Source organism: Gammaproteobacteria bacterium (genome assembly GCA_016705365.1).
In the GTDB taxonomy this organism is placed as follows: domain Bacteria; phylum Pseudomonadota; class Gammaproteobacteria; order Pseudomonadales; family UBA5518; genus UBA5518.
In genome coordinates this window covers 241,199-255,726 of the sequence record JADIYI010000008.1, presented here as the reverse complement: position 1 = coordinate 255,726, position 14,528 = coordinate 241,199, and the positions used below count along the sequence as shown (strand labels likewise).

At 63.3% G+C, this 14,528-nt stretch carries 15 protein-coding genes; 7 read left to right on the top strand and 8 right to left on the bottom strand.

Annotated elements, in window-relative coordinates:
• The first annotated feature begins 63 nt into the window (after window positions 1–63).
• Window positions 64–1,668: a diguanylate cyclase gene (locus IPF49_08650; protein ID MBK6287680.1), complete on the top strand. Its 1,605-nt coding sequence runs from the start codon at window positions 64–66 to the stop codon at window positions 1,666–1,668.
• Between the two features lie 6 nt (window positions 1,669–1,674).
• Here IPF49_08650 and IPF49_08645 read toward each other — a convergent pair whose 3' ends face one another.
• Complete coding sequence (locus tag IPF49_08645; GenBank protein ID MBK6287679.1) at window positions 1,675–2,232, bottom strand: hypothetical protein; 558 nt, start codon at window positions 2,230–2,232, stop codon at window positions 1,675–1,677.
• A 19-nt stretch (window positions 2,233–2,251) separates the two neighbouring features.
• Window positions 2,252–3,355: a hypothetical protein gene (locus tag IPF49_08640; GenBank protein ID MBK6287678.1), complete on the bottom strand. Its 1,104-nt coding sequence runs from the start codon at window positions 3,353–3,355 to the stop codon at window positions 2,252–2,254.
• 94 nt (window positions 3,356–3,449) lie between these two features.
• On the opposite strand from IPF49_08640, the gene radA reads away from it, so the two are divergent.
• Window positions 3,450–4,808, top strand: a complete 1,359-nt coding sequence (gene radA / locus IPF49_08635) for a DNA repair protein RadA (GenBank protein ID MBK6287677.1) — start codon at window positions 3,450–3,452, stop codon at window positions 4,806–4,808.
• A gap of 8 nt (window positions 4,809–4,816) precedes the next feature.
• Here radA and IPF49_08630 read toward each other — a convergent pair whose 3' ends face one another.
• Together IPF49_08630 and IPF49_08625 are read right to left on the bottom strand one after the other, a co-directional pair.
• Window positions 4,817–5,524 carry a dienelactone hydrolase family protein gene (locus tag IPF49_08630; GenBank protein MBK6287676.1) on the bottom strand — a complete coding sequence of 236 codons (708 nt, stop codon included), beginning with the start codon at window positions 5,522–5,524 and terminating at the stop codon, window positions 4,817–4,819.
• 13 nt (window positions 5,525–5,537) lie between these two features.
• On the bottom strand, window positions 5,538–5,900 hold the full coding sequence (locus tag IPF49_08625) for a hypothetical protein (GenBank protein ID MBK6287675.1): 363 nt from the start codon (window positions 5,898–5,900) through the stop codon (window positions 5,538–5,540).
• A gap of 210 nt (window positions 5,901–6,110) precedes the next feature.
• Between IPF49_08625 and pyk the strand changes: the two genes are divergently transcribed.
• From pyk to IPF49_08610, 3 genes are read left to right on the top strand one after another with little or no spacing between them, the layout of a single operon-like run.
• Window positions 6,111–7,556 carry a pyruvate kinase gene (gene pyk / locus IPF49_08620; protein MBK6287674.1) on the top strand — a complete coding sequence of 482 codons (1,446 nt, stop codon included), beginning with the start codon at window positions 6,111–6,113 and terminating at the stop codon, window positions 7,554–7,556.
• Window positions 7,557–7,599: 43 nt separating this feature from the next.
• The gene (gene apaG, locus IPF49_08615) at window positions 7,600–7,971 is read left to right on the top strand and encodes a Co2+/Mg2+ efflux protein ApaG (protein MBK6287673.1); all 372 of its coding nucleotides are present in this window, start codon (window positions 7,600–7,602) and stop codon (window positions 7,969–7,971) included.
• Window positions 7,958–8,569: a tRNA-(ms[2]io[6]A)-hydroxylase gene (locus IPF49_08610; protein ID MBK6287672.1), complete on the top strand. Its 612-nt coding sequence runs from the start codon at window positions 7,958–7,960 to the stop codon at window positions 8,567–8,569. Before apaG ends, IPF49_08610 begins: the two co-directional genes overlap by 14 nt.
• Before the next feature lie 38 nt (window positions 8,570–8,607).
• On the opposite strand, the gene IPF49_08605 is transcribed toward IPF49_08610, so the two are convergent.
• The 3 genes from IPF49_08605 to ettA are packed head-to-tail and all read right to left on the bottom strand — an operon-like array spanning window position 8,608 to window position 11,706.
• Window positions 8,608–8,988 carry a hypothetical protein gene (locus IPF49_08605; protein ID MBK6287671.1) on the bottom strand — a complete coding sequence of 127 codons (381 nt, stop codon included), beginning with the start codon at window positions 8,986–8,988 and terminating at the stop codon, window positions 8,608–8,610.
• 27 nt (window positions 8,989–9,015) lie between these two features.
• Entirely contained in the window at window positions 9,016–10,008 is a 993-nt protein-coding gene (locus IPF49_08600) for an SDR family oxidoreductase (protein MBK6287670.1), read from the bottom strand.
• Window positions 10,009–10,041: 33 nt separating this feature from the next.
• Entirely contained in the window at window positions 10,042–11,706 is a 1,665-nt protein-coding gene (gene ettA / locus IPF49_08595) for an energy-dependent translational throttle protein EttA (GenBank protein ID MBK6287669.1), read from the bottom strand.
• A gap of 132 nt (window positions 11,707–11,838) precedes the next feature.
• On the opposite strand from ettA, the gene IPF49_08590 reads away from it, so the two are divergent.
• Together IPF49_08590 and IPF49_08585 are read left to right on the top strand one after the other, a co-directional pair.
• Window positions 11,839–12,441: a hypothetical protein gene (locus IPF49_08590; protein MBK6287668.1), complete on the top strand. Its 603-nt coding sequence runs from the start codon at window positions 11,839–11,841 to the stop codon at window positions 12,439–12,441.
• Between the two features lie 72 nt (window positions 12,442–12,513).
• A complete protein-coding gene (locus tag IPF49_08585) occupies window positions 12,514–13,779 on the top strand; it encodes a serine hydroxymethyltransferase (protein MBK6287667.1) in 1,266 nt (421 codons plus the stop codon).
• Window positions 13,780–13,813: 34 nt separating this feature from the next.
• Here the strand turns inward: IPF49_08585 and IPF49_08580 are convergent, their stop codons facing one another.
• Window positions 13,814–14,380, bottom strand: a complete 567-nt coding sequence (locus tag IPF49_08580) for a DUF1232 domain-containing protein (protein MBK6287666.1) — start codon at window positions 14,378–14,380, stop codon at window positions 13,814–13,816.
• Window positions 14,381–14,528 lie beyond the last annotated feature (148 nt).

Below are 14,528 nucleotides of genomic sequence, written 5' to 3'. Positions count from 1 at the left end.
TACGGCTATAGTTCCTGTTTTTGCGCCGCCTCATTACCGGATGCAGGGTGTGATTGACGTCGGATGAATTTCTACTCGGTTCAATTCCTGCCGTCGCTGATCGGTGCCGCCCTGGCGCTGTTCGTTGCGTTCATCGCCGAGCGGCATCGCCCCGGACCTGCATGGCGCTACATGGTCGCGCTGGGCATTGCAGTTGCCTGGTGGTGCGCGGTGGAGATCCTCTGGCTCGGCAGTGAAACGCCTGCGCAAGCATTGCTCGCGAACCGCATCCAGTACCCGGCGATCACACTGTCGCCGGTGCTGTGGCTGTTTGTGGCGCTTGCGCAGACCGGCAACCGGCAATGGTTGAACCCGACGCGTGCGTGGATATTCCTGGTGCCGCCGGTGATCACGATGATGCTGGGCATTGGCTGCGAGCCAAATGCCGACTCGCTGCTCTGGCGCGGATTTCTCGTGCCGCCGGAGGTTCCGGTACCCCAGACGCTCTACGGGCCGTTGTTCTGGGTGATGGTCGGCTGGGTCTACCTGGTTTTCCTCGCCGGCTGTCTGTTGTTGTTGAAGCATTATGCGCAATCGCCTTATTACCGTACCCAGCTCTATGTCACGGGAATCATCCCGATCGGATTGATCGGCGTGAACGTGGTGTTCCTTGCCGGTTACTGGCCACTGGATTCGGATCCGACACCGCTCGGTTTTGCCGGCTGCTTTGCCCTGCTGTTGTGGGCGATGCTGCGTCATCGCCTGCTCGATCTGTCCCCGATTGGTCGTGGAATCGCGTTTGACAGTCTGCTCGAAGGAGTGCTGATCCTGGACGCCCGCGAAAGGGTGGTGGATGTCAACACCGCGGCCTGCAAGCTGCTGCGACGCAGCGCCGATGCGGTCCTCGGCCGTTCGCTCGCCGAACTGTTGCCGAACGCGGCGCTGGCGATGCTGCTTGCCGAACCCCGCGAGCAGCAGCTGGTGTCGGCCACCGGCGCGACGCTGCTGGTGCAGATCAGGGCGGCGGCGATATCCGATGCGGAAGGTGGAATGGCCGGTGCCGTGGCGATCCTGCGCGATACCACCACCGAGCAGCACGCCCAGCGGACATTGCTCGAAACCCAGCAACGCCTGCAGGATGCGAATGCGGAACTCGAGCGCATGGCTCACACCGACGTGCTGACGGGTCTCGCCAACCGGCGTTTGTTGCTGTCGCGTCTGGAGGAAGAATACGCGCGTGCCCGCCGCCACGGCAGCTCGCTTGCGTTATTGATGATCGATCTCGATCATTTCAAGCAGGTGAACGATACCCGTGGTCACCTGTGCGGTGACCGGGTGCTGGAGACCATCGGCGTCTTGTTGCGCGCACTGAAACGCCCGGCCGATGTCGCGGCGCGCTACGGCGGCGAAGAGTTTGCATTGCTGCTCACCGATACCGACGAGGCGGGTGCCCATGCGGCGGCGAGGCGCGTGCACGAGACCCTGCGCAGCGTCGATCACAGCGATGCCGAAGGCAGGGAGTTTCGCGTCACCTCGAGCGTGGGTGTGGCGCTGCTGGAAGCGCAGGATGCCAACGGCGAGGCGTTGATCGCACGTGCCGACCAGGCGCTATACGCCGCCAAGGCGGCTGGTCGCGATCGGGTTTGCCGGGCCCGCTTTGACCGATTCGAGTTGGTCGTGGGCGGTTGAGAGCGTTCAGATCCCGGTATCGCTGCGCAAGCGCGCGAGTTGTGCGCGTTGTCGTTCGGGATCCGGTGCGTCCGCATGAGCCGCAACCGATTCACCGCGAGATGGCAGTGCCAGCGTGACACCCGCGGCGATCTGGTCGCACAGAGCGCGATAACAGCGCTCGAAGGCCGGAAATGATTTGCTTTCCGGGCTCGAGGCGAGCAGGAACCAGCCGGTTTCACGTCCCGCAAGATACACCGCGGGATGGCTCCAAGCCTGGGCCTGTTTCGGCTCCGGCGCCAGGCAGGCTTCGCGATAGGCCGCATGCACCTCGGGGAGGCCCTGCGCGTCGAGGCGCGCGCTGCGGCAACATTCGAGCATGCGGTGCAGGGTCGGCAGGTACTCCGAGGTTTCTATGCAGCGGCGGGCGCCGAGCAAAATCGTCTCGGCGCTGTGCGAAGCGAGGCTATCGAGCCACAGTTTCTTGACCTGGTTGAGCTGTGATCCGTCGCCGAAGGCGCTGTAATACTGGTTGTGATAGTTGAGCCGGAACAGCGCAAACACCTGGTTGATCGCGTCGACCAGTGCGCTGTCACCGCGTGCATCAGTCGGCCCAGCTGCGGTCCGTGAGGTCCTCGACGAGGCTGCGAGCCCGCGTGCTGCCTGTTGCGCCAGGTCCTTGCCGGTTTTCATTCGAGTGCCCTCCGTTCTTGCCCGGCTGGTGGCTACGGGCCCAATGGTGCTTGACGTGCTGCAGGAACTTGCTGTTCCACGACGGGTAGGCCTCGCCGCTGTCGCTCCAGTACATCTGGAACTCGGGCAGCAAGGCCAGCGCAAACGTCTCGTCGATGTTGGCCATGCGCAGAATGTCGTGTACATCCCCGCTCGGTTGCCAGTTTGCCGGGATGCGGCGCGGTTCGCTGTCGAGTTCCATGGTCGCGGTGTAGCGCGCCCATTGCCGTTTGACGTGCGCGACGAAGCGCGAATTCCAGGTCCGCGCCGCTTCACCGCGCTCGGTCCAGTACAGCACGAATTCGGGCACCGCATCCTCGATGAAGTGGCGGCTGACGCCGGCGCGCTGCAGGATCTCCAGGGCATCGGTATCCGGTTGCCAGTCGGGCCCGATACGACTCGGCAGATCATCGCGATCATCGCTGGCGGCCTGGTGTTCGCGCCAGCGGCGAATCACATGGCCGCGAAACTTCGCATTCCATGAAAAAGCCGGGTCGCCGCGATCGGACCAGTACATCACGAACTCATCGAGCTGAGCAGCGGCAAAGTCGCGCGAGATGCCATGCAGCGCAAGCTGGCGCAACAGTTCCTCGTCGGGCTGCCAGCGACCGGCGATCAGCGACTTGCCTGCGCTCGCCTTCGCCGCGCTCTGTTGCGGCACGCGCATGCGTGGCTGCGAGGCGTCGAGGCAAAAGCGCAGGGCGGCGCATTGCTCGAGCGGTGGTGAATCGATCCACAACACGCCCTTTTCGCGCAGGCTGGCCGATACGCGCTGGCAGTCTCGCTCGTTCCAGAACGGCAGCAGGCGCAGCAGTTCCTCCTTGGCGATTTCACGCCACTGCCCCTGGCCCGCGCCGGGCACGAGCTGGGTGAATTCGTGCAGGAATTGCAGCAACAGCGCCTCCTCGAGGCCGATGGTCGCGGCCAGGGTAGGGGAGATCACCAGCGGACGTTCGTGAATGAGACTGGATGCCATGCGCTCGTTTCGGGTGTGCCTGCCTTTGTCTTGGCGCCGTCACCCTGACACAATCGCCTCCAGCGCTCAAGGGAGCCAAGCCTAAGGATAGAGAGTGGCGAAGTCTAGAGTGGTTTTCGTCTGCCAGGACTGCGGTTCCGAGCAGAACAAGTGGGCGGGCCAGTGCCCGGACTGCAATGCGTGGAATACGCTCAGCCAGTTCGTGCAGGCCGGCGGTGCGCGGGCGCCCGCCAGGCGTGGCGGCTATGCGGGAGCGCCGGCCGAGGTGCAGACACTCGACCAGATCGACCTTGCCGAGGTGCCGAGGTTCTCGACCGGTTTCAGCGAGCTCGACCGGGTACTCGGCGGCGGAGTCGTGCCCGGCTCGGTGAACCTGATCGGCGGGCAGCCGGGTGCCGGCAAGAGCACGCTGCTGCTCCAGGCCATGTGCCAGCTGTCGCAGGGCATGGAATCGCTGTATGTCACCGGCGAGGAGTCCCTGCAGCAGGTCGCGCTGCGCGCTCATCGGCTTGGCCTGCCCACGGACAAGCTGAAGATGCTGGCCGAAACCAGTGTCGAGGCCATCACCAAGGCCGCGCAGCAGCTGGCGCCACGGGTGATGGTGATCGATTCGATCCAGGTGGTGCACTGCGAGGAAGTCCCGTCGGCGCCGGGTGGCGTCGCGCAGGTGCGCGAGAGCGCCGCGTATTTCACCCGTTTTGCCAAGGCGAGTGGCGCCGCGATGTTCCTGGTCGGTCACGTGACCAAGGACGGCACGCTGGCTGGACCCAAGGTGCTCGAGCACATCATCGATTGCTCGATCATGCTCGAGGCCGAAGGGGATTCCCGCTACCGCTCGCTGCGCGCCAGCAAGAACCGTTTCGGCGCGGTCAACGAACTCGGGGTGTTCGCGATGACCGATCGCGGCATGCGCGAGGTGCGCAATCCCTCGGCAATATTCCTGTCGCGGGGTGAGGAAGTCTCGCCGGGCAGCGTGGTGATGGTGGTTTGGGAGGGCACGCGCCCCTTGCTGGTCGAGATCCAGGCACTGGTCGACGATAGCATGGGCAGCAACCCGCGGCGGGTCGCGGTGGGTGTGGACCAGAACCGGCTGGCGATGCTGCTGGCGGTGCTGCACCGCCATGGCGGACTGCAGATCGGGGATCAGGACGTTTTTGCCAACGTGGTCGGTGGCATCAAGGTCGCCGAGACCAGCGCCGATCTGGCCCTGTTGCTGGCGATCGTGTCGAGCTACCGGGATCGTAGCCTGCCGGCCGAGCTGGTGAGTTTTGGAGAGGTCGGACTATCCGGTGAGATTCGACCCGTTCCCAGCGGCGGTGAGCGCCTGCTCGAGGCGGCCAAGCACGGCTTTCGCCGGGCCATCGTGCCGCTGGCCAACGTGCCCCGCAAACCCGTCGAGGGCATGGAGGTGGTTGGCGTCACCAGCCTGGCCCAGGCGCTGGAGGCGTTGTAGCCCGTCGCTCAGGCAAAGATTTCCTCGTAGAAATCAAGCAGTGCACACCACGAGCGGCGTGCGGCACGCGCATCGTAGAGTGTCCCCAGCTTGGGGTCGTTGGCGTCGGGCACGGTAAAGGCGTGCAGCACGCCGCCGTAGGCGTGGAGTTGCCAGTCGACCCCGGCATCGCTCATTTCGCGGCCAAAATCCACCACCTGCTGTGGTGGCACCATCGGGTCGGCGTAGCCGTGCAGGGCAAGCACGCGCGCCTTGATCGGGTGCGGCTCGAGGCCGGGTGGCACAAACAGCCCATGCAGTGACACCGCACCGCGGATATCGGCACCGCTGCGCGCCAGGTCGAGCGCACACAGCCCGCCAAAACAGTAGCCCATGATGGCAATGCGCCCGGTATCTACTCCGGGCTGTGCCCGCAGGCAATCCAGCCCCGCGGTGAGTCGATCGCGCAGCAGCGCGCGGTCGGCCAGCAACGGCGCCATCAATTGCGAGTTTTGTTCGGGCCCGCTGCCGAGCACTCCCTTGCCGTAGACATCGAGCGCGAATGCGGCATAGCCGAGGCCGGCGAGCGTGCGCGCCTTGTCGAGCACGAACTCGTCGCGCCCGCCCCAGGCATGCGCGATCAGAATGCCGGGCCTGCGGTCGTCACCATCGGGTCGCGCAAGGAAGCCCTGCAGTGCCTGGCCGGCATGCCCGTAATCGACGTGTTGCTGTTGCATGGAGGTTCCTCGCTCAGTGGCCACGGATCTTTGACTGGGTTTTCTCGGGATGACCCTCCAGGTGGAGCATGCGGTGGTGGGCAGCTTCCGCGAAGCGCCGCATGATGGCCGCGAGATCGGAATCCTCGAGCGCGCGGGCATAGGCAGGCTCGGTCTGCAGCCGCTGGCTCACCTGGTAATGGGCGTCGTCCGCGGAAAGGCTGATGTCTTCATAGTGCAGGGCGACGCTGTCGCCGAGCACCCGGCCGAGCAGTTCGCGGAGCGTGTAGGCGAAAAATTTCTTCACGTCTTCCGCCGATTCGGCGTGGTTGAGGTTGTTGCGGAACTTGTGGGCCAATTCGTTCTCGACCCGGGAATAAGACCTGAAATCCGTCATGGAATGGTACATCTCCTCTGCGCGGCGGGTTTGGCGGTGCGCGGGGCCACTGGCAAGCGGCCATTGGCGGGCGTGAGCCTCCATACTACCGTGCGGTTGCGGCGGCGGTAAACCGCTGGCTCCGGCTGCCTTTTGCAACCCGCGCGGACTCGGGGGTGCGCGGGTTTTGCTGCTATGATGCGCTGCTTTGCAGACCCTGCAGCGGACACAATGCGCAAGACCAAGATCATCTGCACCATCGGCCCGGCCACCAGTTCCTACGAGATGCTGGAGCGGCTCTACAACGCCGGAATGAATATCGTGCGGCTCAATATGTCTCACGGCGATCATGCCTCGCACGAGCGCATCATCAAGGCCATCCGCACCCTGAATCGCAAGGTCAAGTACACGATCCCGGTGATGCTCGACACCCAGGGACCGGAGATCCGCACCGGCCACCTGTCGGCCAGCCTCGACCTGCGCGAGGGCGAGGAAATCACGATCGTCGTGCGTGGCGCCGATGATGTCGAGGAGAGCTCGATACAGATCGATTATGCCGACATCATCCAGGCGGTGAGCGTGGGTGACAAGATCACGGTCGACAACGGACTGATCAATCTCGAGGTGCTGAGCAAGCAGGAGCGGGTGATGCGCTGCCGCGTGATCGACGGCGGTTTCCTGAAGAGCAAGAGTCACGTGAACCTGCCGGGAGTGCGGGTCAACCTGCCGGCCATCACCGAGAAAGACCGCCACGACATCGCCTTCGGAATGGAACAGGAGGTGGATTTCATCGCCCTGTCGTTCGTGCGCGAGGCCAAGGACGTGCGCGAGTTGCGCGAATTCCTCGGCGCGAAGGCCGGCAAGATCAAGATCATCGCCAAGATCGAGGACCAGGAGGGGGTGCGCAATCTCGACGAGATCGTGCGCGAGGCCGATGGCATCATGGTCGCGCGCGGGGATCTCGGTGTTGAAGTGAATTTCTACGAATTGCCCAATATCCAGCGCCGTATCGTGCGCGCTTGCGCCGAGCAGGGCAAGCGGGTGATCGTGGCCACGCACCTGCTCGAATCGATGATCCAGAACCCGGTGCCGACGCGCGCCGAGGTGACTGATGTGGCCAATGCGGTCTATGAAGAGGCGGACGCCGTCATGCTCTCGGGCGAGACCACCATCGGCAAGTATCCGGTCAAGTGCGTGGAATACCTCGATCGCATCTGCCAGGCCGTCGAGCCGCAGCGCGGGCTGCAGTTCACCGAAAAACTGGTGCTGACCGAGCAGAAGCAAAGCCTCGCGGCCAGCGCCGCACATCTCGCGGAGCTGGTCTCGGCACGCGGCATCGTGGTGATCACCCGCCGTGGCCGGATGGCAAGTTTCGTGACCAATTGCCACCCGTTCACCCCGACGGTGTTCGCTTTTTCCAATGACAGCCGCACCCGTCGGCAACTTGCGCTGAATCGCGGCGTATACGCGTTTCGCAGCAACTTCAGCAACAATCCGGAGAAGACCCTCGCCAATGCGTTCGCCATCCTGGTCGAGCGCGAGGGCTTCAGTGCCGGCGACAAGGTGGTGGTGATCTCGGATATTCTCGAGGGTGCCGGCGTCGAGGCGATCCATGTGCGGGAAGTGCCAGCGCTGGACGCTGCCATGCTGGCCGCGGCAAAAAAGGCGGATAGATGAGCCTGTTCCGGACAACCGCGCAGAAACAAGAAGCAACATTGCCATGAACGAGAATGTAGAAGTCAGCGTGCGCTGCGAGTTCCGCCCCGAGAGTTCCAAGCCGGCGGCGAAGCGTTACGCATTTGCCTACCACGTCACGATCAGCAACCGCGGTCCCGAGCATGCGCAGCTGATCAGCCGCCACTGGATCATCACCGATGGCAACCAGCGGCGCGAGGAGGTGCGTGGCCTCGGTGTGGTCGGCGAGCAGCCGCGGATCCCGCCCGGTCAGGCTTATCATTACTCGAGCGGCGCGGTGCTGGAAACCGCAGTCGGCACCATGGAAGGGAGTTATCGCATGGTGCGCGATGACGGGCGCGAGTTCAGTGTGCCGATTCCGGCGTTCCGCCTCGCCGTGCCGCATGCCGTCAACTGATCTGGCTGGCATCCACGCGTTCCTCGGTTGCCTGACGCCGGACGCCTGGATCGAAGCTGCGCTGCTGAACCAGTCGATTCTGTTGATCGATCACGCGAATTGCGAAAAAAAAGCGGCAAGCACCGCTCTGAACCTCATGTTTCGTTATGGCGGAGATTTCGCCTTTCTGGGTAGTTTCTCACGTCTGGCACGCGAGGAACTGCGCCATTTCGAGCAGGTCATCGCGCTGATGCAAAAGCGCGGCATCGATTATCGGCCGCTCGGTGCTGCCCGCTATGCGAGCGGCTTGCGTGACCTGGTGCGCACCCACGAACCGGCCCGCCTGGTCGATACCCTGATAGCCGGTGCCTTCATCGAAGCGCGCTCCTGCGAGCGCTTCGCCGCGCTTGCGCCGCACCTCGATGCCGAGCTGGCGCGGTTCTACACCTCGTTGCTGCGCTCCGAAGCGCGTCACTTCGAGGGCTACCTGGCAGCCGCACAAAAGGCCGCGGGAAAAACCGACATCGGTTCGCGCATTGCGCTGTTCGCGGAGCGCGAACGCACGCTGATCGAGGATGCAGACAGCGACTTTCGCTTCCACAGCGGCTGTCCGGCCTGAGTTCGGAAGAGGAGCCCGCCTGCGCGGGACCTCCGGTCTCAGGGCGTCTTGCACATCAACAGGGCGAGCGGTGATTGTGCGGTTACTTTCACCATGCCGACCAGGTACGTGAGAGCGATGGTGCCATCGAACGCCACCAGCGCATATTCCCATTGCTCCGACAGGCCGTGTGGCACGCCGTAGAGCACGCTGCAAACCGCGGTCAGACGCACCAGCCCCTGCCAGAAAATCACCGGCGCACGGTTGATCATGTCCTTCGATGCCCACATCAGGCAGGCTGCTGCCATCATCAGGAACATGCCGAGCGTCATCAGCGCAACGAACTGCCCGGGCCGGGGATCGGACAGTGCGCCATACCAGGTTCCGGCACCTACCAGAAAATCGAGCGCACCGGTGATGTAGACAAATTTTTGCAACATGAACAGGTTCTCACTGTGTTGTGATTATCAGACGTAGCCGTTGTCACGGTACCACTGAACGGCGTCCGCGAGTGCCGTTGCAACAGGAGTTTGCGGCATTCCGAGTTCATTGATCGCCTTGGCGGGATCCACGTAGACTCGCTGCATCGCAAACAGCGAGGTCTTGTAGGTGGTGATCGGCGGGCGCTTGGTGATGTCGGCCCACAGTTCCATGGCGCGCGCGACCGCCTTCATCACCCAGGGCGGCACCGGTTTGGTGGCGACGTCGGCAATGCCGGCAATCTTTCCTACCAGCCGCGCCAGCTCCTTTTGCTCCAGGTTGCCTTCCTTGTTGGCCAGCAGGTAGACCTCGCCAACGCGGCCCCTCTGCATTGCGAGCAGATGACCGCGTGCCACGTCGCGGACATCGACCACGCAGATGCCGCCATCGAAATAATTCTTCATTTCGCCCTTGAGTATCGAAATGATCAGTTTGCCGGTCGGCGTCGGGGCACGGTCGCCGGGACCGAAGGGCAGGCCGGGACAAACGATCGTGGCCGGGAGGCCCTTGCCGATCAGCCCCAGCACCAGGTGATGGCTCATGAACTTCGACAATACATAATCGCTGCCGCACTCCCAGGCATTGAACATCGTCTCCTCGTTGGCAAGTTCGCCTTCGCGGGGAATGCCGATTGCGGCGATGCTGCTGGTGAACACCACTTTTGTCACGCCCGCCTGCATGGCCGCGCGCATCATGTGGTTCGCGCCTTCGACGTTTATACGAAAATGCAAGGTGGGGTCGCGGGTCCACACCGCGAACAGCGCCGCAAGATGGTAGAGCCCCTCGACGCCCGCGACGCATTTTGCCAGCGATGCCGGGTCGAGCAGATTGCCCTCGACGAATTCCACGTCCATGCCGGCAAGCGGCGAGCGATCCTCGCCCGGCATCACCATCACGCGCACGTCGTCGCCCTGTTCCAGGCACATGCGTGCCACGTGATTGCCGATGAAACCGGTGGCACCGGTAACCAGTACTTTCATGTCCTGTTCTCCAGGTGCCGGCAGAAATCCGGGTCAGCGGCTGATGGGTTTGTAACGAATGCGGTGCGGTTTGGCCCCTTCCTCGCCGAGGCGCTTCTTCTTGTCGGCCTCGTATTCCTGGTAATTGCCCGCGAAAAAGCTCCATTGCGAGTCGCCTTCGGCGGCGAGAATATGGGTCGCTATACGATCGAGAAACCAGCGGTCGTGGCTGATCACCAGCACGCAGCCGGCAAATTCCAGCAGTGCATCCTCGAGTGCCCGCAACGTCTCGACATCGAGATCGTTCGAGGGCTCGTCGAGCAGCAGCACGTTGGCGCCGGTGATCAATGTCCGGGCGAGGTGCAAACGTCCGCGCTCGCCGCCGGAAAGATTGCCGACGATTTTCTGCTGGTCGCCGCCCTTGAAGTTGAAGCGCCCGAGGTAGGCCCGGCTCGGCATCGTGAACTTGCCGACGGTGAGGATATCGGCACCGCCCGAGATGGCCTCGAACACGCTTTTGTCATTGTCGAGACCTTCGCGCGACTGGTCGACGGAGGCGAGTTTCACGGTCGGGCCGATGCGTACCGTGCCCGAATCGGGCTGTTCCTTGCCCGTCAGCATGCGGAACAAGGTCGATTTGCCGGCGCCGTTCGGGCCGATGATGCCGACGATCGCACCCTGTGGCACGCTGAAACTCAGCTTGTCCATCAGCAGGCGTTCGCCGAAGGCCTTTGAAACCTTGTCGAGTTCGATCACCAGTTCGCCGAGACGCTCGCCCGGCGGGATGAATATCTCCTGGGTCTCGTTGCGGCGCTGGTAATCGGCGCTCGCGAGCTCCTCGAAGCGGTTGAGGCGCGCCTTGCTCTTGGCCTGGCGTGCCTTGGGATTGCTGCGCACCCATTCCAGTTCCTGCTTCATGGTCCTGATGCGCGCGGCCTCGCCCTTGGCTTCCTGCTCCAGGCGTGCCTCCTTCTGCTCCAGCCACGAGGAGTAGTTGCCTTTCCACGGAATCCCGTGACCGCGGTCGAGTTCGAGAATCCATTCCGCCGCGTTGTCGAGAAAGTAGCGATCGTGGGTGATCGCAACCACGGTGCCCGGGAAACGCGCCAGAAATTGCTCCAGCCAGTCCACCGATTCCGCATCGAGGTGGTTGGTGGGCTCGTCGAGCAGCAGCATGTCGGGTTTGGACAGCAGCAACTTGCACAGGGCGATGCGGCGCTTCTCGCCACCGGAGAGTTTTTCTATCGAGGCATCCCAGACCGGAAGGCGCAGTGCGTCAGCCGCAATTTCCATCTGCGTCTCGGTGTCCGAACCCGCCGCGGCCAGCACCGCTTCGTATTTGGCCTGCTGTTCGGCGAGCTTGTCGAAATCGGCCTCGGGTTCGGCATAGGCCGCGTAGATTTCCTCGAGCCTCTGACGCGCCTCGAGTATCTCGCCAAGCCCGGATTCCACCTCCTCGCGCACGGTCCTGGCGGGGTCGAGCAGCGGCTCCTGCGGCAGGTAGCCGATCTTGATTCCGGGCTGGGCACGCGCCTCGCCGAGGATATCGGTGTCGATGCCGGCCATGATGCGCAGCAGGCTCGATTTGCCCGAGCCGTTCACCCCGAGTACGCCGATCTTGGCACCCGGAAAGAAGGACAGCGATATATCCTTCAGGATCTCGCGCTTGGGTGGGACGATCTTGCCCACCCGGTTCATCGTGTAGACATACTGAGCCATGGCCGGTATCCGTTCGCAACGACAGGGCGGCGAAATTACCGCAGCGGCGCCTGGTTGGCAAACTTCCGTATATTTATTGCGATCACGCCCCTACCATCGCCACTGACCGATTTACCCGAGCGGGAGATTGCCGTGAAACTGCTTCGCCTGTTGTTGTGCATTCTTGTTTGCGGGGCGTCTGCGGCGAGTCATGCGCTGATTGACGACGTGGCCTGGGAGGCCACCCGCATCGTGCGGGTCGACGGGCGCGAGCTCGTTACCCGCGTCAACCACACACTGCTCAAGGAACGCATCAGCGCGGTGCTGGGCGGTATCGAAGTCACCGTGATCCTGCGCTCCGACCGCAATATCCTGTGGCAGCTGATGCCGATCCTGAACCTTGCCGGAGAGACCGACATCTCCGCCATGGACACGCCTGGCAACATCAAGGTTCTGAGCCGCGAACGGCTTGGCGAGGAACAGGTCGCGGGCCAGCCCGTGGTGAAATACCGCGCCCGCTTCGAAACCCGCAGCGGCAAGCGCCAGGATGGCTATTTCTGGCAGAACGCCGCTGGAGTGCACGTCAGGAGCCTGTTTCCGGTGGTGGACAACAATGGCACCCTGCGCGAGGTCGAGCTGGAATTGCGTGATCTGAAGGTGGGCCCGCAGGCCGCCGCGCTGTTCGAGGTGCCAGAGAGTTTCCGGCGCGTGCCGCTCGATGGCAGCGCGCTGCTTCAGGGCCTGCTCGGAATGTGAGCCGGGTTCCGGCCCGGGCGCTTAGCGGGTAGAATGCGCCGCTTTTCCGCCAGACTTCCCCCGGAGAATGCCATGTTCGACATGCAGATGAGCGTTGCCGATTTCGATCCCGAGTTGTGGACTGCGATCCAGGACGAGGAACGGCGCCAGGAAGAGCATATCGAGCTGATCGCCTCCGAGAACTACACCAGTCCGCGCGTCTTGCAGATGCAGGGCACGGTGCTCACCAACAAGTATGCCGAGGGCTACCCGGGCAAGCGTTACTACGGCGGTTGCGAATACGTGGATCGTGCCGAGCAACTGGCGATCGAGCGCGCCAAGCAGCTGTTTGGCGCGGATTTCGCCAATGTGCAGCCGCATTCGGGCTCGCAGGCCAACAGCGCGGTGTACCTGGCGTTGTGCAAACCGGGCGATGTGGTGCTTGGCATGAGCCTGGCCGATGGCGGACATCTCACCCATGGCGCCAAGCCAAATTTTTCCGGCAAACTCTACAACGCCGTCCAGTACGGCCTGGTTGCGGCGACCGGTGAGGTCGATTACGAGCAGGTCGAGCGCCTTGCGCTGGAGCACCGCCCGCGGATGATCGTGGCCGGGTTCTCGGCCTATTCGCGCGTCATGGACTGGGCGCGCTTTCGGGCGATTGCCGACAAGGTCGGTGCCTACCTGTTGATCGACATGGCCCACGTTGCCGGTTTGGTGGCCGCGGGCCTTTATCCGAACCCGGTGCCGCATGCCGATGTGGTCACCACCACCACCCACAAGACCCTGCGCGGACCGCGTGGCGGGCTGATCCTGGCGCGCAAGAACGATGAACTGACCAGGAAATTCAATTCCGCGGTCTTTCCGGGCGGGCAAGGTGGTCCGCTGATGCACGTGATTGCGGCCAAGGCAGTCAGCTTCAAGGAAGCGCTGGAGCCGGATTTTCGCGCATACCAGCAGCGCGTGGTGGACAACGCGCGCGCGATGGCGCGCACCTTCAACGAGCGCGGCATCGATATCGTCTCGGGTGGCACCGACAATCACCTGATGCTGGTCAACCTGATCGGCAAGCCCTACACCGGCGCGGATGCCGATGAGGCGCTCGGCAACGCCTTCATCACGGTGAACAAGAACGCGGTTCCGAACGATCCCCGCCCGCCGGCCGTGACCAGCGGATTGCGCGTGGGCACTCCGGCCATCACCACGCGCGGTTTCGGCGAAGCGGAAACGGTGCAGCTCACGCACTGGATGTGCGATGTGCTGGCGTCGCTGGAGGACGGCACCAGCGCTGCCGTGATCACCACGGTAAAGGGAAGGGTGCTGGATATCTGCGCGCGTTTCCCGGTGTACCAGCGCTGATCGGAAGCCCGCGCCCGGGTGTGCAGTCAGCAGATCAGCCGAAGAACGAGAAGCGAGTGAAGCGCCCGCCACCGCCGCCCCGATGGCGACGGGCCATGCGCTCGCGCATATTGTCGCGAATTTCCCGGCGTTTCGAATTCAGCCAGTCCTCACGCGAGATGTTCTTGCCGCTCAGGGATTCCTGCGAGCTGCGGAAACGGCAGAACTCTTCATAGGCGGAGATTTCATTCTGCATCTCGCGCACCACCAGCTCGATCATGATCGCGTCATCGAGCAACCCCAGTACCGGCAGGCTGTCATCGATCAGGTCCTTGGCATGGTAGAAATAGGCCAGCGCGCTGATCACGTCCTGGTGCTCGCTTTCGGCAAGCGGCCAGTCCGCGTCATCAAGCATGCTGATCAATGATTGCAGCCTTCCCAGTCGCTGCAGTACGAACTGCGGCGCTTTGACGTCGTTGCGAACCTCGTCCAGCATCGCCTGGGCGCGCTTGACCACGTCGATCTCGCTGAGCGATTCGGCGGCATCCTGCGCCTTGTTCATCACATCACGGAAATAGTCCAGATCCTGATCGTCGAGGGTAAACGTGACTTCGAGTGGCATCGCGGGCCTCCGTGCAAGAGAGTCGGTGTTATTCGGTGCGGCTTGACCGCCTGGCGCATCATAAATCAGCGGCATCGAGATTGCCAAAGACAAAAGCGCCGGAACGGCCTGAAAGGCAAATGACCATGCTGCGGGCGTGCTCGTGCTT